General features: G+C 56.1%; 19 protein-coding genes, 1 tRNA gene and 1 pseudogene. 10 read left to right on the top strand and 11 right to left on the bottom strand.

Annotation, left to right across the window (positions count from 1 at the left end; translation table 11 throughout):
* Positions 1-397: 397 nt before the first annotated feature.
* Together msrQ and msrP are read right to left on the bottom strand one after the other, a co-directional pair.
* A complete protein-coding gene (gene msrQ / locus RUA4292_RS16335) occupies positions 398-1012 on the bottom strand; it encodes a protein-methionine-sulfoxide reductase heme-binding subunit MsrQ (RefSeq protein WP_058278567.1) in 615 nt (204 codons plus the stop codon).
* 4 nt (positions 1013-1016) lie between these two features.
* Complete coding sequence (gene msrP, locus RUA4292_RS16330) at positions 1017-1919, bottom strand: protein-methionine-sulfoxide reductase catalytic subunit MsrP (RefSeq protein WP_058278566.1); 903 nt, start codon at positions 1917-1919, stop codon at positions 1017-1019.
* Positions 1920-2255: 336 nt separating this feature from the next.
* On the opposite strand from msrP, the gene RUA4292_RS16325 reads away from it, so the two are divergent.
* Entirely contained in the window at positions 2256-3071 is an 816-nt protein-coding gene (locus RUA4292_RS16325; protein WP_058278565.1) for a cyclase family protein, read from the top strand.
* A gap of 130 nt (positions 3072-3201) precedes the next feature.
* Entirely contained in the window at positions 3202-4128 is a 927-nt protein-coding gene (locus tag RUA4292_RS16320; protein WP_058278564.1) for a class I SAM-dependent methyltransferase, read from the top strand.
* Between the two features lie 69 nt (positions 4129-4197).
* Here RUA4292_RS16320 and clpB read toward each other — a convergent pair whose 3' ends face one another.
* Together clpB and RUA4292_RS16310 are read right to left on the bottom strand one after the other, a co-directional pair.
* Positions 4198-6816: an ATP-dependent chaperone ClpB gene (gene clpB / locus RUA4292_RS16315; protein ID WP_058278563.1), complete on the bottom strand. Its 2619-nt coding sequence runs from the start codon at positions 6814-6816 to the stop codon at positions 4198-4200.
* A 127-nt stretch (positions 6817-6943) separates the two neighbouring features.
* Complete coding sequence (locus tag RUA4292_RS16310) at positions 6944-7264, bottom strand: hypothetical protein (protein ID WP_058278562.1); 321 nt, start codon at positions 7262-7264, stop codon at positions 6944-6946.
* A 149-nt stretch (positions 7265-7413) separates the two neighbouring features.
* Here RUA4292_RS16310 and pyrF point away from each other — a divergent pair, with 149 nt between their 5' ends.
* Positions 7414-8133: an orotidine-5'-phosphate decarboxylase gene (gene pyrF, locus RUA4292_RS16305; protein ID WP_058278561.1), complete on the top strand. Its 720-nt coding sequence runs from the start codon at positions 7414-7416 to the stop codon at positions 8131-8133.
* A 307-nt stretch (positions 8134-8440) separates the two neighbouring features.
* On the opposite strand, the gene RUA4292_RS16300 is transcribed toward pyrF, so the two are convergent.
* A complete protein-coding gene (locus RUA4292_RS16300; protein WP_058278560.1) occupies positions 8441-8848 on the bottom strand; it encodes an NUDIX domain-containing protein in 408 nt (135 codons plus the stop codon).
* An 88-nt stretch (positions 8849-8936) separates the two neighbouring features.
* Between RUA4292_RS16300 and RUA4292_RS16295 the strand changes: the two genes are divergently transcribed.
* A complete protein-coding gene (locus RUA4292_RS16295; RefSeq protein ID WP_058278559.1) occupies positions 8937-10190 on the top strand; it encodes a DNA polymerase IV in 1254 nt (417 codons plus the stop codon).
* A gap of 2 nt (positions 10191-10192) precedes the next feature.
* Here the strand turns inward: RUA4292_RS16295 and RUA4292_RS16290 are convergent, their stop codons facing one another.
* Positions 10193-11053 (bottom strand): N-formylglutamate amidohydrolase, encoded by an 861-nt coding sequence (locus tag RUA4292_RS16290; protein ID WP_058278558.1) that lies wholly within the window; start codon positions 11051-11053, stop codon positions 10193-10195.
* A 149-nt stretch (positions 11054-11202) separates the two neighbouring features.
* Between RUA4292_RS16290 and RUA4292_RS16285 the strand changes: the two genes are divergently transcribed.
* Both RUA4292_RS16285 and ykgO read left to right on the top strand, forming a co-directional pair.
* A tRNA-Val gene (locus tag RUA4292_RS16285) sits at positions 11203-11277 on the top strand.
* Between the two features lie 93 nt (positions 11278-11370).
* Positions 11371-11496: a type B 50S ribosomal protein L36 gene (gene ykgO, locus RUA4292_RS24140; protein WP_005648635.1), complete on the top strand. Its 126-nt coding sequence runs from the start codon at positions 11371-11373 to the stop codon at positions 11494-11496.
* Between the two features lie 106 nt (positions 11497-11602).
* Here the strand turns inward: ykgO and RUA4292_RS16280 are convergent, their stop codons facing one another.
* Together RUA4292_RS16280 and RUA4292_RS16275 are read right to left on the bottom strand one after the other, a co-directional pair.
* Entirely contained in the window at positions 11603-12256 is a 654-nt protein-coding gene (locus RUA4292_RS16280) for a DUF1826 domain-containing protein (protein WP_058278557.1), read from the bottom strand.
* A complete protein-coding gene (locus RUA4292_RS16275; RefSeq protein WP_058278556.1) occupies positions 12253-13464 on the bottom strand; it encodes a GTP-binding protein in 1212 nt (403 codons plus the stop codon). The genes RUA4292_RS16280 and RUA4292_RS16275 overlap by 4 nt, the downstream gene beginning before the upstream one ends.
* 265 nt (positions 13465-13729) lie before the next feature.
* Here RUA4292_RS16275 and RUA4292_RS16270 point away from each other — a divergent pair, with 265 nt between their 5' ends.
* A complete protein-coding gene (locus RUA4292_RS16270) occupies positions 13730-14746 on the top strand; it encodes a Fe(3+) ABC transporter substrate-binding protein (protein WP_058278569.1) in 1017 nt (338 codons plus the stop codon).
* 66 nt (positions 14747-14812) lie between these two features.
* Here RUA4292_RS16270 and RUA4292_RS16265 read toward each other — a convergent pair whose 3' ends face one another.
* On the bottom strand, positions 14813-15742 hold the full coding sequence (locus tag RUA4292_RS16265; protein ID WP_158507051.1) for an autotransporter domain-containing protein: 930 nt from the start codon (positions 15740-15742) through the stop codon (positions 14813-14815).
* A gap of 241 nt (positions 15743-15983) precedes the next feature.
* Here RUA4292_RS16265 and RUA4292_RS16260 point away from each other — a divergent pair, with 241 nt between their 5' ends.
* The 3 genes from RUA4292_RS16260 (at position 15984) to RUA4292_RS16250 (ending at position 18464) form a co-directional block, all read left to right on the top strand.
* Entirely contained in the window at positions 15984-16199 is a 216-nt protein-coding gene (locus RUA4292_RS16260) for a hypothetical protein (RefSeq protein ID WP_058278554.1), read from the top strand.
* A 292-nt stretch (positions 16200-16491) separates the two neighbouring features.
* Positions 16492-18024 (top strand): phospholipase D family protein, encoded by a 1533-nt coding sequence (locus RUA4292_RS16255; protein ID WP_058278568.1) that lies wholly within the window; start codon positions 16492-16494, stop codon positions 18022-18024.
* 74 nt (positions 18025-18098) lie between these two features.
* Complete coding sequence (locus RUA4292_RS16250) at positions 18099-18464, top strand: cupin domain-containing protein (RefSeq protein WP_058278553.1); 366 nt, start codon at positions 18099-18101, stop codon at positions 18462-18464.
* A gap of 127 nt (positions 18465-18591) precedes the next feature.
* Here RUA4292_RS16250 and RUA4292_RS16245 read toward each other — a convergent pair.
* Both RUA4292_RS16245 and RUA4292_RS16240 read right to left on the bottom strand, forming a co-directional pair.
* Positions 18592-19032: pseudogene (locus RUA4292_RS16245) on the bottom strand (TRAP transporter large permease subunit); the annotation flags it as partial.
* A 53-nt stretch (positions 19033-19085) separates the two neighbouring features.
* The gene (locus tag RUA4292_RS16240; protein ID WP_058278551.1) at positions 19086-19856 is read right to left on the bottom strand and encodes a lysophospholipid acyltransferase family protein; all 771 of its coding nucleotides are present in this window, start codon (positions 19854-19856) and stop codon (positions 19086-19088) included.
* Positions 19857-20652 lie beyond the last annotated feature (796 nt).

Below are 20652 nucleotides of genomic sequence, written 5' to 3'. Positions count from 1 at the left end.
CCACATATCTCTTCAGTTATCCATCAATGTCAAAGAACATAACACCCAGAGCCAAAAATCAGACCGTTGCGCCAATAACATCAGCGCGCCCGCCTAAATCAGTCCCTAAGATGCCCACCGTCTCTCCGATGCGTCCGGCTGTCTCTCCAACCCGTCCGGCCGTCTCTCCGACCCGTCAGCACCGCCTCAGCAGCGCCGGTGAAGGGGGTTCTAAGTATAACCGCATAAGTCCGCAAGCAGAAAATTGGACAAACTTACAAAAAACCGAGTTTTCCTAATTTATTACATAAAAACAATATATTAACAAGCGACGACTATTCCAAACAAAGCGATCGACAGAGTAGGTGGCAGCGAATCTGGAGTATTAGACAGAGTTACCCACAGACTCGGTACCGAGTCAGGCGGAATCGGTCGCACGGAACCAAGTCAGCAGGCCGGAAACCGGAATACGCAGCAGGATCAGACTAACGATCAGAGACAGGTAGACCAGTGGTTCGATCTGAAATCCCTTGGATAGCATGACATAATGCAGCCCGCCCAGAATCGCGGCGGGAAAGGCAAGCCGCTGCAGGATGCGCCAACGGGCCCCCAATTTGCGCAGGGACAGGTTGTTTGATGTTACCGCCAGCGGCATCATCAGGATAAACGCTGCCATGCCGACTGTAATATAGGGACGCTTCAAGATATCCGCCCAGATTTGGCTGGGAAGCTGCACGTCCAACACCAGCCACACCAAAAGATGCAGACTGACATAGGCAAAGGTCAGCACGCCCAGCGCCCGGCGGAATTTGAGCAGGTTCAGCCCAAAGAACCGCCGCAGCGGAGAAATTGCCAACACGACGATCAACAGTTGAAGCGCCAGTTCGCCGTACCGGTGCTCCAACGCCTCAATCGGATCCACGCCCAGACCGCCGGTCAGCCCCTGGTAAAACAGCCAGGGCGCCGGAAGCGCCCCCAGGAAGTAGACCAGCCACACCGGAATGCGGCGCAATATCTGATTCAGCGTCTGCATGGTCTTAGTAGAATTCCTTCAGATCCATACCGTCGTAAAGTCCGCTGACCTCTTCTTCGTAACCGTTGAACATCAGCGTCGGGATACGCTTGGCAAAGAGACCGCCGCCAATCTGACGTTCCGAGGCCTGCGACCAGCGCGGATGATCCACGTTGGGGTTCACGTTACTATAGAAGCCATACTCGCGCGGGGCCGACATGTTCCAACTGGTGGGCGGCTCGACATCCGAAACGGTGATGCGAACAATAGACTTGATAGACTTGAAACCGTACTTCCACGGCACCACCAGACGCAGCGGCGCGCCATTTTGGTTCGGGATAGGTTTGTCGTAGATACCAGTCGCCATAATAGTCAGCGGGTGCATCGCCTCATCCAGGCGCAAGCCTTCCCGGTATGGCCATTCGAGGATCGGGAACTGAACGCCCGGCATCTCATCGGGTCGGTATGCCGTTTCAAAGGCCACATACTTGGCACCTTCTTGTACGCCAGCCATATTCAGAAGGTCCGCCAGTTCAAAGCCATTCCACGGGACGACCATCGACCAGGCCTCGACACAGCGGAATCTGTAGATACGCTCTTCGACCGTCATTTCGGACATGATGTCCTTGAAGTCATATTCACCCGGCTTGTCGACCAGACCGTCGATCGTGACGCTCCAGGGTTCGGTCACCAGGGTATGCGCATATCTTGCGGGATCTTCCTTGCGGGTCCCGAATTCGTAGTAGTTATTGTACGAGGTGATCTCTTCCCAGGTGTTGGATTCAAGTGCTTCCTGCGCCGCTGCCGGTCTGGCCAGCCCCGCCAATCCTACACCCGCCAGGCCGGCCATCACCTGCCGCCGATTCAAAAACGCCGCCTGTGGCGTGACGTCGGCATGTGTCAGTGTATTGGTCCAGCGATGCGCCATTTAAGTCTCCTTGGTAAGCTAGCCTGAGATTCCAGATAATCCGCTGATACCACACCGCCAAGGCAACATGCGTCACGATTGGGAGACGAGACTGTAACGATTCACGCTAAGTCCATACCAAATCACATCAGACATCCCCGAGGGCGAATTGCGCCAATACCGTTAGCACCTGTCACGCCAAGTTGAACTCGCAACGCCCAATTCAGGCGGAATACCCGGACCTTCAATCTTTACAACTGCTTCACGCAACTTGCAGTCTTGTTGCCAGGATTGGCCAACAGGCCCTTAGATCCGCTGTCCACCCGATTGTCGGGCAAGACTAAAGGGAGAAGACGAATGTGTGACATCTGCGTGATGAACGCGGTCAAAGACCGTATGCTGTCTAGAAGAGGGTTCTTCAAAGCCGCCGCCGCCACTGGTGTGGCCGTTGCCGCCACTGGAGCCAGTGCACCAATTGCCCTGGCCGCTGGTGTGGGCAAGGTTGAGGACATGACCCACACGCTCAGCGCCGATTTCCCAACTTTTTTTGGTGAGCCGGGATATGCCTCCGAACAGGTTTTCAATTTCGGCGAACACGGCTTTAACCTGCAGCGCCTGACGGTCAATGAACACACGGGCACCCATATCGACGCGCCACTGCACTTTTCGGCGGACGGTGCCTCGGTGGATGAAATCCCGGTCTCTGATCTTGTCGCGCCGCTATGCGTCGTCGACATCGCGGCCCGGGCCGCCGAGGATGCTGATACGCTGCTAACCCCGGATGATCTGAAGGCGTGGATGTCTGCCAACGGCGATATTCCTGATGGCGCTTGCGTGGCCTTGTATTCCGGTTGGGCCGCCAAAGCCGACAGCGACGCCTATCGCGGTTTCGACGGTCAGGCACAACATTACCCCGGCTTCCACCCCGAAGCCGCAATGATGTTGATCGAAGAGACCGGCGCGCGCTCTATTGCATCAGACACGCTGTCCCTCGACCACGGCATCTCAACCGACTTCGCAACTCACTATGCATGGCTGCCCACGGGCCGTTTCGGAATTGAGAATATCGCAGGCTTGGATCGTGTGCCGGCCGCTGGCGCGACGATTGTGATTGGTGCTCCGAAACACGCCGGTGGCACCGGAGGACCTGCGCGTATTTTCGCGATGATTTAATGAAGTGGCCCGCCTGCCTGGCGGGCTCAATTTCCCGAAAGCCGGCTACATTGACGGGGTGATCTGAACTCTGCTGGTTGTCAGGGTATTCAAACTCTGTTCCTGTGAATGCAACCACGGTGAGTTTCATATGTTTTATGTTCCGCAAAGCTCAATTCCCGGACTAAGCCGCACCGCCCTTGGGGTTTGCGCCTTTTGCGCATTGGTAAACCGTAACCCGACATACCGACGCGTATTCTACGACCCATTTGCCGAACAGCTATTTCGAAACGGGTCAGTGGAAGGGCCCGAGGTCCTGGACCAGGCAACCGATTGGGATGCCGTGCTTAAATTCGCCGATGATCGCTCGGTGGCTCGTCGCCTTGTCGCGTCGGTCCTGTGGCGCAAGACGTTCATGCAAAGCCGCGCGCTTACTGCGATCAAGAATGGTGCACGTCAGATCGTTGTGCTTGGCGCGGGCCTCGATACGCTTGGCCTGAGGCTGTCCAACGGTCACAGCCACATTCCGGTTTTCGAGGTCGACCGCCCCGAAACCATCGAAGCCAAGCGGTCGTTGGTCAGTGCCAATTTTGGCGTACCGCCGAACGTTCAATACACCGCAGTTGATTTCTCCCGTGAGGCAACTCTCGAAAAGTTGCAGTCCCTCGGCTACGACCACGAAATGGGCACAGTCTTTATTGCCGAGGTTTCGCTGGAATATGTAGCGCCGCCCGAAGTTGCGGACGTTTACGCAATGATCCGGTCAAATGGCGCGAAGGAAACGCGATTTCTGACGACCTACGCTTCGACCGCGGCAGCGTCGCAGGCACAGCAGGAAGTCGATAGTATTGGGAAGGCCGTGGCTGGGGTCGGTGAACCATTTCGTTTCAACATCTCGCCTGATGAGGTTGGCACCTACGCTACCCAACAAAGCTTTTCTGTGCTTGAGCATATATTTGGGCGCAAAGGGACCGAAAGCTATCTGGCCGGGCTGGGGTTGGGGCCAGAGACAATGGATTTTCCGATGAACGCTCTGGATGCGTCCTCGTTTTCTCTGGTTCAGTTGCGACCTGCCTGAACAGCATACTTTTGGGGCTACAACCGCAAATAAAAAAAGGCCCGCCAATTAAGCGGGCCTTTGTTCGGTTTAGTGCACCACGGCATCATCAGGCCGTGGACGCTCTGACGTGCCCAGTCGGTCGCCTATGATCAGGCCATCGGGGCCGGCGGTTACAGGGACGGTTTCTCCGTCCTTAATCTCACCAGAAAGCAACGCCTCGGCCAGCGGATTCTGCAAGGCACGCTGGATCACCCGCTTGAGCGGACGGGCACCGAAGACCGGGTCATAGCCCTCGTCGGCAAGCCATTCCTTGGCGGCGCCATCCAAGACCAGCTCGATCTTGCGGGCGGCCAAGCGTTTCTGCAAACGCGCCATCTGGATATCGACAATGCCATCCATGTCTTCCCGCTTGAGCCGGTCAAAGATGATCGTCTCGTCCAGACGGTTCAGGAACTCGGGCCGGAAATGCGCCCGGACCGCGTCCATCACGTCACGCTTGGCCTGCGCACTGTCCGCACCTTCGGGCAACTGGCTCAGCGCCTGAGACCCAAGGTTCGACGTCAGGACGATCAGCGTTTGCTTGAAGTCCACGGTACGGCCCTGACCATCGGTCAGAACTCCATCATCCAGAACCTGCAACAGCACGTTGAACACATCCGGGTGCGCCTTTTCGACCTCATCGAACAGCACTACCTGATAGGGCCTGCGCCGCACGGCTTCGGTCAGCACGCCGCCTTCGTCATAGCCGACATAGCCCGGAGGGGCGCCGATCAGACGGGCAACCGCGTGTTTCTCCATGAACTCGGACATATCGATACGCACCATCGCGTTGTCGTCGTCGAACAGGAAGTTCGCCACAGCTTTGGTCAGCTCGGTCTTACCTACACCCGTGGGCCCGAGGAACAGGAACGAGCCCAACGGGCGGCCTTCGTCGTTCAGGCCCGCACGCGCACGACGTACAGCATTGGCCACAGCAGTGACCGCCGCATCCTGACCGATCACGCGGGAATGCAGATCGTCTTCCATCCGCAGCAGCTTCTCGCGCTCGCCTTCCAGCATCTTCGAGGTCGGGATACCAGTCCAGCGTTCAACCACAGAAGCGATCTGTTCCGGACGCACCGTTTCCTCGGCCATCATCTGGCTGCTTTCGGCATTTTCGGCCTCGGTCAGCTTTTTCTCAAGCTCTGGGATGACGCCGTAAGACAGCTCACCCGCTTTGGCGAGGTTGCCTTCACGCTTGGCGATCTCCAGATCAGCGCGTGCCTTGTCGAGCTGCTCTTTCAGATCGCGTGCGCCAGCAAGCTTGTCGCGTTCAGCCTGCCACTGGGCGGTCATCTCGGCAGATTTCTCCTGCAGATCGGCCAGATCCTTTTGCAAGGTTTCCAGACGGTCCTTGGAGGCCGCATCATCTTCGAGCTTCAGCGCCTGTTCCTCGATCTGCATCTGCAGAATCTGACGATCCAGTTGATCAAGTTCCTCTGGCTTGCTGTCCACTTCCATCCGCAAGCGAGCCGACGCTTCATCGACCAGGTCGATGGCCTTGTCGGGCAGAAAGCGATCAGTGATGTAGCGATGCGACAGGGTCGCTGCCGACACCAAAGCCGAGTCTGAAACACGCACACCATGGTGTAGCTCGTACTTTTCTTTGATGCCGCGCAGGATGCTGATCGTGTCCTCGACAGTCGGCTCCTGCACCACAACCGGCTGGAACCGGCGCGCAAGGGCCGCGTCTTTTTCCACGTACTTGCGATACTCATCCAGCGTGGTCGCACCGATACAGTGCAACTCACCCCGGGCAAGCGCAGGCTTGATCAAGTTGGCGGCGTCCATCGCACCATCAGATTTCCCTGCTCCGACCAGCGTGTGCATCTCATCAATGAACAGGATGATCTCACCGGCGGCCTCAGTCACCTCGGTCAGAACGGCCTTGAGGCGTTCTTCGAACTCACCACGGTATTTCGCACCGGCGATCAGCGCACCCATGTCGAGCGCAAGCAGCTTTTTATCTTTCAACGACTCCGGCACGTCACCGTTGATGATGCGCAGGGCCATGCCCTCGGCAATCGCGGTTTTACCGACGCCGGGCTCACCGATCAGAACCGGGTTGTTCTTGGTGCGACGCGACAGAACCTGCATCGAGCGGCGGATTTCTTCATCGCGCCCGATAATCGGATCGATCTTGCCCTCAGCTGCGGCTTCGGTCAGGTCACGCGCATATTTCTTGAGCGCATCATAGCCTTCTTCCGCCGATGCGGTGTCAGCCGTGCGACCCTTGCGGATGTCGTTGATCGCTTCGTTCAGTTTCTGGGCGGATACGGCACCGGCCTCCAACGCCTCTTTGGCCTTGGATTTCACCATGCAAAGCGCCATCAGAACGCGCTCGACGGGCACAAAGCTGTCGCCTGCTTTGGTCGCGATTTTCTCGGCTTCTGCGAAAACTTTGGCGGTCTGACCATCCATGTAGATCTGGCTCGCATCGCCGCTGACTTTCGGAATCTTAGACAGCGCAGCGTCCAGCGCTTCGACCACGCGGGTCGGCGCGCCACCGGCGCGTGTGATCAGGTTGCTGGCCAGCCCCTGATCGTCATCCATCAATGCTTTCAAAAGATGTTCGGGCATCAGTCGCTGGTGCCCCTCGCGCAGCGCAATCGTCTGCGCCGCCTGCACGAATCCCCGTGCCCGCTCGGTGAACTTGTTCAAGTCCATAGTATTCTCCTTTTCCTAAGCGCCCTGAATGTGATGCGCCCGCTTGGCGGCACGCGTCGGTCTGGGCCTCGCATTCAATCTGGGAAATATCTTTGTTCATTCAAGAGGCTGGCGCGCAATTTCAGACTTATCGTCGAGGTATGGAATAGACGGTGTAGCCTCCGGTCTGCGCAACCTCGCGCGCGGCGTACATGTCCACCAGCGATTCCGCGGCGTCGCTGCCCGTCGGGCAGGAAACAAGGTCTGCTGCATCATCCAGAAAATTGACCGTAAACGACGTCTCACCCGTCAATTGGCAGTCATCGTCGGTCGAACGGTACCCCCCCACCAACCGCAAATTTTCATTGGTCGGAGATTTGATGACCGTATCTGCCGCCTCATTTTCTAGTGGCATATCCTGACATCCCACCAAGATCAGAATAATCCCAACTCCAAAAACCTGTTTCATAGTTCCCCCATCGAAAATTCTTGTGGATGGTGGGCACCATATCACAGTTGGTCCAAAGCTGCGTGATCTCGATCACCCGCGCGCCCTGCATGGACACAGCCGCCCGAAACCGCTAGGACGCAGACGTTTGCCAAAAAGGAGCCTGCCCCATGTCCGATGATCGCCTGATCGTAGCCCTAGATGTTCCCAACGCTCTGCAGGGGCTGGCCATGGCCGAACAGCTGGGCGACAGCGTTTCCTTCTACAAGATCGGGCTGGGCATGCTGACCGGTGGCGGGCTGGCATTGGCCAATGAACTGAAACAGGAACACGGCAAGCGCATCTTTCTGGACATGAAGCTGTTCGATATCGGCAACACCGTCGAAAACGCCGTTCGCGGGCTGGCGCAATTCGATCTGGATTTCCTGACGGTGCATGGTGATCCGCATGTGGTTCGGGCCGCGAAAGAAGGGGCCGCTGGCAAAGACCTCAAGATTTTGGCCGTTACCATCCTGACCTCGCTGAACCGCGACGACCTGGATGCCAGCCTTCTGAAAGAGGGCAACGTGCAGGATCTGGTGGTCGAACGCGCTGCACGCGCGCTTGAGGCTGGTGCCGACGGCGTCATCGCCAGCCCGCAAGAAGCCGCGCTAATCCGTGCCCTGCCCCAGGCCGAAGGTCGCCTGATCGTGACCCCTGGCGTCCGCCCCGCAGGTGCCGCGCTTGGCGATCAGAAACGAGTTGCAACACCCGCAAATGCCGTCGCAAATGGCGTGGACCACATCGTCGTGGGCCGACCTGTCTATCAGGCTGACGACCCTATAGCTGCCGCCGAGGCAATCCTTGCCGAATTGGCTTCACCGCAGGCAAAAGCGCCGAACAGGGCTTAATTCTCGACGCCTTGCAGGTTAAAATTTTTAGGGTTTGATGCCGGATGGCCGCGTCCGCGCAGGCAATTACTGTCGATTTACGCGACTCAAGCAGTTGACCTTACGTCACTTTTTGCCATTTCCGCGCCAAATCGTCCCTGTGCCCCAAAACACACATGAGATATGCGAGTTTTGGCTGTGTGACCTAGATCCTATCTAAATCCGGGAATTTGCGCGATTCTGGGGACGTGATACTCCCCGCGGACCATCTCTTCCTGAGGTCCGTCACCTCCCCCCGCCAATCGCGGGGGGTCTTCTTCTGAAAACCTCACATGTCAAAAGACGGCCTACCTTGGACCAAGTAGTCACGTAGGCGGATCGCGAAATTCGGCACCGCCAATGCATTCTCAAGGTAAATGTCCGGCGCCATCAAACACCATCCCTGCCCCTCATCGCCAAACCTAATCAGGTTGACGTCGCTGGGTGGCCGATGTGCTGCGAAGAACCAGTTTTGCCCATACATGCGCGACCAGACGAAATCAGCCTTGGCGAGGTGCAGACCGACTTCTTCCAGTGTTTCGCGCCTGACGCATTGCAACGGGGTTTCGGCCCCTTCGCGCCCACCGCCGGGAAAGTCGAAATAGCCCGGGAATGGAATGTCCTTCTTGTCGTCCCGTTGAATCACCAACAGGTCCGATCCAAGAAACAGTGCGACCTTCGCCCCCGTGAATTGCATGAGCGCTTTCTCTTTGCTGCCCGACCAGATAAATTTTAGCCAGTAACGCCTGATATGACAAAGCGCATAAAACTGAGATGTAAATGTAATGCCCGCTTTATGCCGCGACTGCTTTTCGATTCTGGAACAGGAAGCGCGCTGCCCTTCCTGCGGCAGCCCGCGGATCAAGACGCACCCCGAGCTGTTCGACCTGTCCATCGCGCATATGGATTGCGACGCCTTTTATGCCTCGGTTGAAAAGCGGGACAATCCCGATCTGGCCGACAAACCGGTGATCATCGGAGGCGGCAAACGCGGTGTCGTGTCAACCGCGTGTTATGTGGCGCGTATTCGGGGCGTCCGCTCTGCGATGCCAATGTTCAAAGCCTTGCAACTGTGCCCGGACGCCGTGGTCATCAAGCCTCGCATGTCGGTCTACGCCGAGGTGTCACGCCAGATCAGAGCCATGATGGACGAATTGACTCCCGTGATCGAACCGCTGTCACTGGACGAAGCATTCATGGATCTGTCCGGTACGCAGCGACTGCATGGCGCGCCACCTGCGGCCATGCTGGCAAGGTTGGTTAAGCGGATGAAGGACGAACTGGGTGTAACAGGCTCGATCGGTCTGTCGCACAACAAGTTTCTAGCCAAAGTCGCCTCAGATCTGGACAAGCCGCGTGGGTTTTCAGTTATTGGAAAAGCTGAGACCGCCGAGTTTCTGTATGACAAACCGGTGCGCCTGATCTGGGGTATCGGCCCGGCGGCACAGGAATCGCTGGATCGTGCCGGCATCCGCGCCTTCTCGGATTTATTACGCTGGGATCAGGAGGCACTGACAGCCCGCTTCGGATCTATGGGGTATCGGCTATGGCATCTGGCGCGCGGTCAGGACAAACGGCGCGTTTCTTCGCACGAGCCAATGAAGTCGATCAGCAACGAAACCACGTTTTTCGAGGATACAGCCAGCCTGGACATCCTTGACGGGCATCTGTGGCGCATGTCCGAAAAAGTTGCGGATCGCGCCAAAGCCAAAGGGCTGGCCGGACGGGTCGTAACCCTGAAACTCAAACAAGCAAACCACAAGGTCATCACCCGACGTGTCTCGTTGCGGGACGCCACGCAGATCGCAGACCGCATCTACCGCACCGCACGTGGGCTATTCGATCAGGTCGGCGACAAAGGGCCATATCGTCTGTTGGGTTGCGGAATATCCGATCTGTGCCCCGAAGATCAGGCGGACATCTCGGGGGACCTTTTGGACCCCGACGCGTCAAGGCGGTCTCAGGCGGAACGCGCAACGGATGAAATCCGGCGCAGATTCGGAACGGATGCGATTGTCAAAGGCCGGGCTTTGCGCTGAGGTTACTCAGCCGCCAAACGCAACGGATCGCGGCCAATACCCGAGATTTCCCGTATGACCTGCCGCAATACGTCCTGAAACGCAGCGAAATTGCCGTTCGGCGCGATTTTGACCTCATCCATATACAGAGATCGGTCGATCTCAATCTGGATAGCGTGCTGATTGCGCCCGGGCCGCCCGTAGGTCTGTGTCACGTAGGCGCCCGCGAAGGGCGCGTTGCGCGCCACGATCAGACCCGCCGAGGCAAACGCGGATTCGATCCGGTCCACAATCTCGGTCGAAGCTGAAGCGCCAAATCTGTCACCCAACACGATCTGCGGGCGCTGGGACGTGGTCGTACTGGCCATCGAAACAGCTTCATGCGGCATCGAATGGCAATCAATCAAAATGGCCTGACCAAAAGCGGTGTGCGATTCGGCCAGCAGCGACTTGAGACGCGCATGATAAGGACGCCAGCAGGTGTCGATGCGCAAACGCGCCTCATCCATCGTCAGCTTCCCGCGATAGATTGCGCGCCCATTGGCGACGACCCTGGGAATCACGCCCAGCCCCGAAGCGACACGAGGGTTATGGCCGTGGCGGCGCGCGCCCTGGATCAAAGCCGGGTCCAACTCCTCAGCACTGCGGTTAAGATCCAGGTAGGCTCTTGATTTTGTTGCGGATATTATGGGCGCACCATGGTCAGTCGCTGCGGAAAACAACTGATCCACGAATGCATCTTCCGAAGATCGAATCACATTCTGGCTCAGAACCGTCCGGTTCAGCATCGCTTCAGGGTAGTTCCGGCCACTGTGAGGAGAAGAAAATACAACGCAAGACGTGCGCTTGACGGGCATATCCAATACGTAAGCAGCGTTCTTCATGGTGACTCCTTGTTCGCATTGAACATAGACCGGAAAATAGTTCTACCAAACCCCTTGAACCCCTTTGCGACTCCTTTTATAGACCCCGCTACCGGCGCGGGGTTCCGCGCCCCATTTCGTTATGGGGCAGGGCAACGCAAAGGTTAAGTGGGCGGTTAGCTCAGCGGTAGAGCACTTCGTTGACATCGAAGGGGTCACAAGTTCGATCCTTGTACCGCCCACCATCTATTCACTGTTTCGGGTCTGACCCGGGACACCCGCAAACCCAGGCGCTGGCCACGTCCTTGATGAAGGCGCCGCAGATTGGAGACAGACCCATGAAGGTCAAGAACTCGCTCCGCTCGCTCAAGAACCGGCACCGTGATTGCCGTGTTGTGCGTCGCAAAGGCCGCGTCTACGTGATCAACAAGACGCAGCGCAAGTTCAAAGCTCGCCAGGGCTAAGAACTGCACATACCGTTGAAGAAAAACCGCGCTTCTCAGCGCGGTTTTTTTGTTCGAACGATTGATGCGCAAAAAGGACCGGAACGGTCAAAGGCAAACCCGTAAATCAGTGGGCGAACAGATGGTCGGGTTCATTATCCGGGTCCGCCACAGGATCAAGAACAAGCACCAGCCGTGTTTCACCTGTTCCCTCGATTGGTGGCGAACGATGCAAAAGCCCGGACTTCGGACTTTCCGGCCAGCGCGTTCCGCGCAACAGTATCGGCGCGCCCGTTGGTACGGTGAAAACACGTTTCGGCTCGTTGCCATCGTTTGAAATTCCGTATTGCGTTCCAGTCCCTCGATAGGTGCAGACCAAACGCGACGTGACTGCGTCGATGTGAAACCTGCGGCAGGCATTTGTGTTTACCACATCCAAACGCAGGCGAAGCCATTTTGATTCCATAAGACCAGCAAACAAGGTTGCCATCGCGGCAACATCATCCACCAATAAGTCACGTTCCGGACCTTCGGGCGTACCATGCGCCTCGCCCAGCTCAACCATCGCGCTGCGCACTGTGTCGGGGCGCAGGATCACGCGCGCTTTGGGCAGGCGTGCGGGATCCAACCTGTTGATCCAGTTCTGAAAGCCGGGCAAGGGGTCGCGCCGCCAAATCGCTGCGGCGCAACCGGGGTTGTGAATGACCGACAAGTCCCCGGGCGTTTCTGCTATGCCGACACCTATTGCGGCATCTTTGACGACTTCACGCACCAAATTCATGCTGCAGCCTCTGACAGACGCCAAACTGGGAATGGGTCGGGCAGATTGGGAAGATCTTCTAGGCGTCCCGCGGCTGCGGCAGGAACTAATGCAGAATCAAGCCGGGCTTTGAGCAAGGGCCAATCTATTCCGCTGCCGATGAAGACGATCTCTTGTCGCCGGTCGCCCCAGGGCTCTTGCCAATGCGCTTGCATATTGGCCCGCGCGCTTTCGTGATCTCGTCTGCGTTCTTCGGGTACTGTCGCCCACCAGGTGCCAAGTGGCTGTACCGAGGACAGCGCACCGGCCAATGAGAATTCGGCAACCCAATCGGGGCGCGTCGCGATCCAGAAATGCCCCTTTGCACGGATGACGCCCGGCAGATCGCCATTCAGGATCGTCAGAATTTTCTCTGGCACAAAGGGTTGTCGCGCGCGGTATACATAGCTGGAAACGCCATACTCTTCAGTTTCGGGCACATGATCCGCGAAACCATGCAGTTCTTTGGCCCACATCGGATGTTCATGCGCCTTTTCGAAATCGAACAGGCCGGTATCCAGGATTTCATCGGCTGCCACGTCCGAGTGGTTCGTTTCGATAATCCTTGCGTCAGCGTTCAAGCTTCGAATGATTTTCCGCGCGGCGTCTACTCTTTCTGCTCCGGCATCCGCGATCTTGTTGAGAATAACCACGTCAGCAAATTCGATCTGATCGGTCAGCAGATGGACCAGCGTGCGTTCATCCTCTTCACCGAGCGTTTCTCTGCGATCGGCCAGAAAATCGTGGCTAGAGAAGTCTTCCAACAGTTTAACCGCATCGACCACCGTGACCATTGTGTCCAAGCGCGAGACATCCGACAGGCTTACGCCGGCCTCATCCCGGAAATCAAACGTCGCGGCGACAGGCAATGGCTCAGAAATCCCGGTGGATTCGATTAGCAGATAGTCAAAGCGACCTTCGCCGGCCAATCGCCGGACTTCGTCCAGCAGATCGTCGCGAAGGGTACAGCAGATGCAGCCATTTGACATCTCAACCAGCGTCTCATCCGTGCGGGATAGTTCAGTGTCGGCACGCACCAAGTCAGCGTCGATGTTCACTTCGGACATATCGTTGACGATCACGGCAACGCGACGGCCGTCTCGGTTGTTCAGAACGCGGTTCAACAATGTCGTTTTGCCTGCGCCAAGAAATCCGGACAGAACAGTTACGGGAAGGCGGGTGTCGGTCATTGGGTGTCTACCTATTTGAAGGACTCAGTGAAAAGGCGCATCATTTGGGCGAAAACCTCTGATACGGCGTACAATTTGTCGTTATGTTATTACATTTTATCAATAGATATAGTGCTACATCTGGACAACCTGAAAATACGCGGAGTAAAACAGCGACCATTTGACCAACTAATTTGGTCAGATTTCCTTGCATCCTCTCGGGAATCGTTTAATTGACAATTTCAGTCGGATTACTACGCCGCACATTTCAATGTTGGGAGTTATGATGCTCAAATCCTCTACCTACTTCGCCGCCGCATTGTCGGCCTTGATCGCCACTTCTGCCGCTGCTGAGGGTGAGTTGAACCTCTATTCCTCGCGCCACTATGACACCGACGAAAACCTGTACAGTGATTTCGAAAAGGCCACCGGCATCACCATCAACCGCATCGAAGGCAAAGCCGATGAGCTGATCGCGCGGATGGAAGCCGAAGGCGCGAACTCGCCCGCGGATATTTTGCTGACCGTCGACACCTCGCGCCTTTCACGGGCCAAGAATGCAGGCATTTTGCAACCGATCGAAAGCGCCGTTCTGGAAGAGCGCATCCCGAACAACCTTAAGGATAGCGACAATGAATGGTTCGGCTTCTCGCAGCGTGGCCGCATTATTTTCTTCGACAAGGAAAACGTCGCCAACCCGCCGGCGACATATGCCGATCTTGCCAAGCCCGAATACAAGGGTCAGGTCTGCATCCGGTCGTCCAGCAATACGTATAACCAGACCTTGTTGGCTTCGATCGTCACCCATGAAGGCCCAGAGGCCGCCAAGGCATGGGCCGAAGGCATCGTGGCCAACATGGCCCGTGAACCACAGGGCGGTGACACCGACCAGCTGCGGGGTATCGTATCCGGCGAATGCGACATCGCGGTTTCAAACACCTATTACTTTGCCCGTGCAATCCGCAAAGATGTCAAAGGTGTCTCGGCCGATATCGACGCAATCGGTTGGGTCTTCCCGAACCAGGACAGCTATGGCGCGCATATGAACCTGTCCGGTGCAGGTGTGGCTGCAAATGCACCGAACAAAGAGAATGCCGTTCTCTTCCTCGAATATTTGGCAAGCGACAGCGCCCAGCAATATTTTTCCGCCGGGAATGACGAATTCCCCGCGGTTGAAGGCGTCGCACTGGCGGACTCGGTGAAATCGCTGGGTGAGTTCAAAGCGGATGAGGTCGTCCTGTCCGATGTCGCCGAAAACCTGCCGACAGCACAAAAGATCTTTAACGAAGCCGGCTGGAAATAATCCGGGCAAAAACCAGAGCAGTATTAAGGGCGCAGGTTTTCTGCGCCCTTTCCTTTGGTGGCAGGTTCAGAACCGCACCCCAAACCCAACTGAAAACCCGGAAAATGAATCGGCGATAACGCCGTTCAGCATGACGCGAGCGCCCTCGACGGCGGGCAGCCCAATCTGTGTGGTATCGACCTCAATTCCGACACCGACCGTCGCCAGCCAATCCGTATCCAACACCATCGCGCTGTCGCCGTGGTAAAGCACAACACCCCCATCCAAAACCAGTTTTGACGGACGGCCCAGCAACTTGACCTTATCAAGTGGATAACGGTAGCGCGAAAACAACGTCGTCTGGTTCGAATTTGCACGGGCATCCCCCGCTTGCGGTTCGTTTATCGGATAGAACTCTAAAAACGTCTGACGTAACCTGTACTCGGCCTCCCAACGGCCGAATTGTGCCTCGCGAAAGACGCTCAGGGACGCCCCGACACCAAAGGCGTTAAGGTTACCGTCCACTGCGCCTGCCCCGTTGGAACGGGACGGAAACAGCGGAAAATTGGAAAACACCGCATCGGTGGTGACATGGCCAAGCGACAGGTGCGCAACTGGCCGGATGTACCAGTTATTGGTAAGCGGAAGCTCCCACCCGACACCAAGGGTCGCGGCGATGCTTGACCACGTCACATCCAGCTCGGTATCAGAGCCAATCTCGGGAAAAATCACCAGCGGGTTATAATTCTGATACGCAAACTGGCCTTCCAGATACAGGCCATTGTCCAACGGTTTGAATCCGCCGCGCAGCTGCGTGGACCGCAGATTTCTCGCGTCACCAGATGCGCTCAGAAAGGACAGGGACGATAGTGTTTCGTTCGGTGTGGCCGCGACGCTCAGCACCGCAAGCGCGGCGCGCGCGGCGGCTTCAGAGGCGTCCGGATCAAGGTTTTGCGCGGTGGCAGGCTGGGCGAAACTCCAGATCAAAAACGATGTGTACGCAACAAGTCTTTTCAATCGCGGGTTCGCCTGTCGGTTTTTGTCGACTGCCAAGCGCATCGTCATTGACGCGCAATGCTATTGACAGATCGTAACCCAGTCTTGGTTTACGAAAAACTAAAACAACGATTTCGCGGCCACGAATTCTGAGGACTTGTATTTTGGAAACACTCGGTCGTGCCGACGTTTTCAGCGACCATCCCAAATGTGATTTGGTATTTTCCCCCGAAACGGGTTCAATCGTGTCAGGAGATTTGTCATGAAAAACCCGGAAAGTTTCGAGAAGTTCTACTTTGCCAAAGTTGGCATGGGTGAAGCCTGCGGCTGTGCAGAGAGGGTGATTGATGTGTTCGAATTCAATCGACAAGGCGGCGCACAGTCCACGCGCACAGTGAAATCAGAAAGAAGCAAACGTCGTTCATTCCGATCCTGGGCCATGAAATACGGGTTGCTGAGCCGCAAACCTCGAACCTGACGCTCGTCGCCTATCTGTGGGACTGTGACGATGCCATGACGCAGTTAGGTGCTTTATAATCAGAATAGGGGGCCTATCGGACCTGCAAGAACCCGCGACACTCCTCCAGCTTCGGTATCCGAGGCTCCGTCCTCAATTGAAAACGACGCGGTCAGCGAACACCGCTGCCCGGGCCTTCTAGGGTCTCGCCCAAACAACACAGGCTTGAGAAACGGCCCGGCGAATCCGGAAACAAACTTGCAATCACCCCTACAAGCGTAGTCACCTGAGATGGAACGGAGGGAGAATGTCGATGAAGCCATGGGCTATCGTGGTTTGTCTGTGCTGTACGCTGGCTCTTGCTGCATGCTCCCCCAAAACGCACAGCTATGAAAAGTCTGTTTCGTCGTCCTTTGCGACCCCCGCAAACAGCGCCCTGGTGCGCGCGGCCAACCGGCTTGGCGATCCCAAGGATGGGCGGTCCGGGGTAAAACTGATCAGTGATGGGGAACAAGCGCTGGTTTCAAGGCTTTTGCTGGCCGCTGCGGCCGAGCATACCATCGACGCGCAGTACTACCTTTTGCACAATGACCCCACGGGCCACCTGTTTGCGGCCAGCCTTTTGCAGGCGGCAGACAGGGGCGTTCGTGTCCGGCTGCTTTTAGATGACATGGACACGTCCAGCTACGACACCATGACCGCAGCGCTGGACTATCACGAGAATATCGAGATCCGGCTTTTCAATCCCTTTTGGCGGGATCAAAGCCTGCTGATTGCGGGTCTGACAGACTTCAAACGCATCAATCGCCGGATGCACAATAAATCCATGACCGCAGACAACACCTTCACGATCGTCGGGGGGCGCAACATTGGGGCCGAGTATTTCCTGGCCCGGGAAGAAATGAACTATGCCGATCTGGACGTGCTGGCGGCAGGCCCAGTCGTTACTGAAGTTTCCCAAAGCTTTGACTCCTATTGGAACAGTGAATTTGCCGTTCCCGCACGCGTGGTTGTTGGACAACCGGAATCGTTTGACCTGAACGATGCGCGCACAAGGCTGAATGAGTTGGTGGAGGAAGCAAAACAGACCCAGTACGGCACTGCGCTCAGGAAATCCGCGCAAGAGAATTTTGCCGACGGCGCGCTGCGGCTGAATTGGGTCCCCGCGCGTTTGTATGCGGACCCGCCTTCAAAAGCTGCGGGCGTTGAAACGTCCGACCCCATTCTTGCATCGCAATTGCTGCCGTATTTTGAAATTGCCAGCAGCGAGGTAAATATCATCTCGGCCTATTTCGTGCCGCGCAACAATGGCGTCCGATGGATGACCGAGTTGGAAAATCGCGGTGTGGACGTCAAGGTCGTAACCAATTCCTTAGGGTCAAATGATGTCGTGCCGGTCTATGCGCATTACGCCAAGAAACGCAGGGCGCTGCTGCGCGGCGGGGTTGAGCTTTATGAATTGCGACCAGACGCCTATCAGGTTCAGCGTCGCGGTATCAACTGGGCACAATCCCGATCCGGCCTGCATTCCAAGGCTTTTGCCATCGACGACCGTTACCTCTTTGTTGGCTCATTCAATTGGGACCCACGTTCTGTGAACATCAATACCGAAATGGGCATTCTGATCGACTCGCCCGCGATGGCCGTTCAAACGATGGGTGCATTGGACGCGGCCCTGCCCGCCTACACCTACCAGGTGACGTTGGAACGCGCAGGCCAGCTTAAATGGAGAACACGAGGAGCGGACGGGGAAATACTGGAATACGATTCCGAGCCCACGGGTTCGGTCTGGGATCACATCGTCTCTGGTTTTCTGGGTATTTTACCGATCGGGTCACAGCTTTAGGCCCGCAAGTAACGACTAACGCGACAGATCATTCTTAGGTTTACCCGCAGCAAAAGGCTGAAAGGACATTCACTGTGAAGTATTGCAAGCTTTATGCCGATGCTGCTGGCGAAAGCCACTGGGATGACATTGACGTCAACCTCGAGGAACGGAGTTTCGCCCCGCCTGCACAGGCCATCGAATTATCCAAGCCAGAGCGCGTCAAACAGACAATGTTCCTGCGGCTTCGATCCGGTTGGAACGAGCCCATCCATCCGACCCCGGTGGCGCAAAGGCTGATATGCCTTGCAGGCAAAATTCGCGTCACTGCAAGTGATGGAAACTATCGTGACATCGGCCCCGGCGACGTATGGCATATGGAAGACAAGGTGGGAAAGGGTCACCACACCAAGGTCACAAGCGATCAGGACTTTGAAGCCGTCATAATTCAGTTTGAGTAACTTCGGTGATCCGAGGCCGTATTCGAAACCCCAGGCGGAATATTCACCGTCGGACGGCACCGTTTCGATCTGGTGGTTTCCGGGTATGGCTGCTTGGATGAACCTATTGAGTGCGGCGCTTGTTCCGTTAGAACAGCTTGTAAGGAATCCACAGCGCTAAATCCTGCCAGAACCACAACAGCACGGCCGTTGCCAGCATTATGAATGCAAATGGGATAGCCCCTTGAATAACCTCTTCAAGGCGCGCCTTTCCGACAGCTTGAAGGACAAACAGGTTCAATCCGACCGGCGGAGTGATTAGCGCTGTCTCGATCAGGACGACGAAAAAGATACCGAACCAGATCGGATCAATTCCTATGACTTCAAGCGCAGGGAAGAGCACCGGAACCATAATCAGCATCATGGAAAGTGCTTCGAGGAGAAAGCCGATAATCAACAACACGAGCCCGACCGCGAAAATAAAAATCGTCGGGTTTGAGATGTTTTCAGTGAGAAAGCTGCTGATCGATTGCGGAATCAGATACAAAGTAATGACGTAAGAAAAAACCTTAGCCCCGGCGACGATGACGAATAGCCGAAACTCAACAAACTCAGTTTCTGCATATCTCTGTCAAACAGACTTCACCGCTCAAACACAGCCATCATCTGCCTGCGCAATCGCGCCAGATCCTCATCCACACCAGCGGTAAGATCGCACGCGAAAGTTGGCAATGCCTCCACACGGATCGTCCCGCTGCGCGGTAAATGTTTGCCGCGTGGAAGTAGACTATCGCTGTCATGGATGACAATAGGGGTGATCGTGCGGCCGGTTTCTCGGGCGACTAAGACAGCACCCGCTTTAAAGTCCCCTAGCGATTCTGTTTTGGATCGGGTGCCTTCTGGGAATAGCACGATGGAACAGCGGACAGGCATTTCCCTGACAGCCTTTATCAGCGTATCCATGGCCGTTGAGCCGGAGTCTCGGTTGATAGGGACCAGACCCGCTCCATCAAAACCAGTGCGCAGGAGTTTGCTGTTCCAGAACTCTGACTTCGCCGCGAAAGTGAACCATTTTGTGTCGGGCACCACGTGCATGAGACTGAAGCCATCGAGATGGCTACGGTGGTTGACCACAATGATGCTGTTGGTGTCGGCGGCGAGGGCATTCTTTTCCTCAGGACGCATCTCGACGCGGATGCTGAGGAGCCACAGCAGGCGTGAACATGATCGTTTCACCAGACGCCAATACCAACCCCGAAACCCTCTGCGCCGAACGCAAAGAAGAGGGACAAAGGCCACGAAGAGGAAATAAAACAGGCCGATAAAAACCAGTGTAGCGCGCTTGATAAGGCGTATTGGCAAAGGGTCAATGGCGCGAGTGGCGCGGTCTTGACCGTCAGGTGAAAGGGGCATGACGTCCTCTGATAGGGCCTGTGGCAGGTGTGTAAGCCGTTAATAAAGGCCACCGGAGGTCCTCCGGTGGCGCATTGACATGCGCCACTTGAGAAGGAAGACAGCCACCGCGCACCTCTCTATCTGTCGAAGTCAATGCCAGATCAATGATAAAAGACGACGTAGCGGAATGTATCTTGGTGTTTTTGTGCGACTTGAGTACAAACTGGCCGACCTTGGCCTGGAAAACCGGCAAGAGATCTTGAGCAGCCTCATCTGACTGGTCCAAATTGATTGTTAGTGCATCGTCGGCCTGTAATCCATTGGGATACGATCAGTCCCCAAAACAACCTGCGCCCCAAACACACTTTTTTGCAGGACCCTTCGCAATTCCGCGAGCTGTCCCAATGGGATGTCGAGCTGCGCCAAATTGAAGAGGGAACTATTAATTCGTCGGTATCCGTTTGGACAGGGGCTGACCTTCAAATGATTGATTTGTCGTTTGACAAGGCTTTGTATCAAGCCGGTGTTTCTCGTCCTGACATTCTAGCGTTTGGCTTACCAGACAAGGGGAGTGTAAGCACGGCACGTCCTAATGGTGCGAGCGGTGAGGTACTACAAGAAGTCTTGGATTAGAGCGCTGTGAAGCGCGAGGCCTGATATTGAAGCAAGTTAGACCAGACCGCGACGGCATCGTCCACAACGCGATCCGCATATTCGTTGCTTCTTGGCAGATACGGCACTCGCCCAACGCAGCACTCTTTAGCGTACACAAATGCTGATCAGAACTTCACGGAACATAACGTTCCGGCTTCGG

Source organism: Ruegeria atlantica, from assembly GCF_001458195.1.
GTDB classification, from domain to species: domain Bacteria; phylum Pseudomonadota; class Alphaproteobacteria; order Rhodobacterales; family Rhodobacteraceae; genus Ruegeria; species Ruegeria atlantica.
This window is presented reverse-complemented; position numbering and strand designations above follow the sequence as displayed.

Coding starts and splice junctions, on each gene's coding strand:
- msrQ (WP_058278567.1), bottom strand. CDS start 1,012: ATGCAGACGCTGAATCAGATATTGCGCCGCATTCCGGTGTGGCTGGTC.
- msrP (WP_058278566.1), bottom strand. CDS start 1,919: ATGGCGCATCGCTGGACCAATACACTGACACATGCCGACGTCACGCCA.
- RUA4292_RS16325 (WP_058278565.1), top strand. CDS start 2,256: ATGTGTGACATCTGCGTGATGAACGCGGTCAAAGACCGTATGCTGTCT.
- RUA4292_RS16320 (WP_058278564.1), top strand. CDS start 3,202: ATGTTTTATGTTCCGCAAAGCTCAATTCCCGGACTAAGCCGCACCGCC.
- clpB (WP_058278563.1), bottom strand. CDS start 6,816: ATGGACTTGAACAAGTTCACCGAGCGGGCACGGGGATTCGTGCAGGCG.
- RUA4292_RS16310 (WP_058278562.1), bottom strand. CDS start 7,264: ATGAAACAGGTTTTTGGAGTTGGGATTATTCTGATCTTGGTGGGATGT.
- pyrF (WP_058278561.1), top strand. CDS start 7,414: ATGTCCGATGATCGCCTGATCGTAGCCCTAGATGTTCCCAACGCTCTG.
- RUA4292_RS16300 (WP_058278560.1), bottom strand. CDS start 8,848: ATGCAATTCACGGGGGCGAAGGTCGCACTGTTTCTTGGATCGGACCTG.
- RUA4292_RS16295 (WP_058278559.1), top strand. CDS start 8,937: ATGCCCGCTTTATGCCGCGACTGCTTTTCGATTCTGGAACAGGAAGCG.
- RUA4292_RS16290 (WP_058278558.1), bottom strand. CDS start 11,053: ATGAAGAACGCTGCTTACGTATTGGATATGCCCGTCAAGCGCACGTCT.
- ykgO (WP_005648635.1), top strand. CDS start 11,371: ATGAAGGTCAAGAACTCGCTCCGCTCGCTCAAGAACCGGCACCGTGAT.
- RUA4292_RS16280 (WP_058278557.1), bottom strand. CDS start 12,256: ATGAATTTGGTGCGTGAAGTCGTCAAAGATGCCGCAATAGGTGTCGGC.
- RUA4292_RS16275 (WP_058278556.1), bottom strand. CDS start 13,464: ATGACCGACACCCGCCTTCCCGTAACTGTTCTGTCCGGATTTCTTGGC.
- RUA4292_RS16270 (WP_058278569.1), top strand. CDS start 13,730: ATGCTCAAATCCTCTACCTACTTCGCCGCCGCATTGTCGGCCTTGATC.
- RUA4292_RS16260 (WP_058278554.1), top strand. CDS start 15,984: ATGAAAAACCCGGAAAGTTTCGAGAAGTTCTACTTTGCCAAAGTTGGC.
- RUA4292_RS16255 (WP_058278568.1), top strand. CDS start 16,492: ATGAAGCCATGGGCTATCGTGGTTTGTCTGTGCTGTACGCTGGCTCTT.
- RUA4292_RS16240 (WP_058278551.1), bottom strand. CDS start 19,856: ATGCCCCTTTCACCTGACGGTCAAGACCGCGCCACTCGCGCCATTGAC.